This window comes from Ferrovum myxofaciens (assembly GCF_000735045.1).
In the GTDB taxonomy this organism is placed as follows: domain Bacteria; phylum Pseudomonadota; class Gammaproteobacteria; order Burkholderiales; family Ferrovaceae; genus Ferrovum; species Ferrovum myxofaciens.
The window spans coordinates 1-427 of sequence record NZ_JPOQ01000157.1 but is presented as its reverse complement, the minus strand read 5'-3'; the positions used below and the strand labels follow the sequence as shown (position 1 = coordinate 427).

Annotated in this window: 1 protein-coding gene; it reads right to left on the bottom strand. The window is 58.1% G+C overall.

Annotated features, from left to right (window positions below):
* A partial coding sequence (locus tag IV91_RS17420; RefSeq protein ID WP_150112485.1) for a transposase occupies positions 1 to 414 on the bottom strand: 414 nt, incomplete at its 3' end.
* Between the last annotated feature and the right edge of the window lie 13 nt (positions 415 to 427).

Sequence of the window (427 nt, the reverse complement as noted above, 5' to 3'; positions counted from 1 at the left end):
ATGGCTGATTGCGCACCGGAAACGGTGCAGCATCGCCCAAGCGGTAGGGTAGGAGCCGAAACCAAGGATCCGATGCAGTGTCATGGCGGAAACGCCATTCTTGGCGAAGGTAAAATGCCAGGCAGCGGCAAACCAGACGGTAAGCGGCGTTCTGGTGCGGTGAAAGATTGTCCCCGCCGTGCCGGATATACGGGTAGAGCATCCCTTGCACCACCACCGACCGCATTTCATGCGCCACGCCGTGGAGCCTCCACAATCCGGGCAAACAAAGCCGTGTGGCCAGCGAATCCAATCGAGATAGTCGAGGCAGGCGGCATCATCTGGGAACCACGCCTTAAATTCTGCGTAGTTGCGTGGGTAGTCGACCCCGGCGCGGGGCGCGACGGATCGAACTTGCGGAGTTTTTGATTCCATTGCATAATTCTAA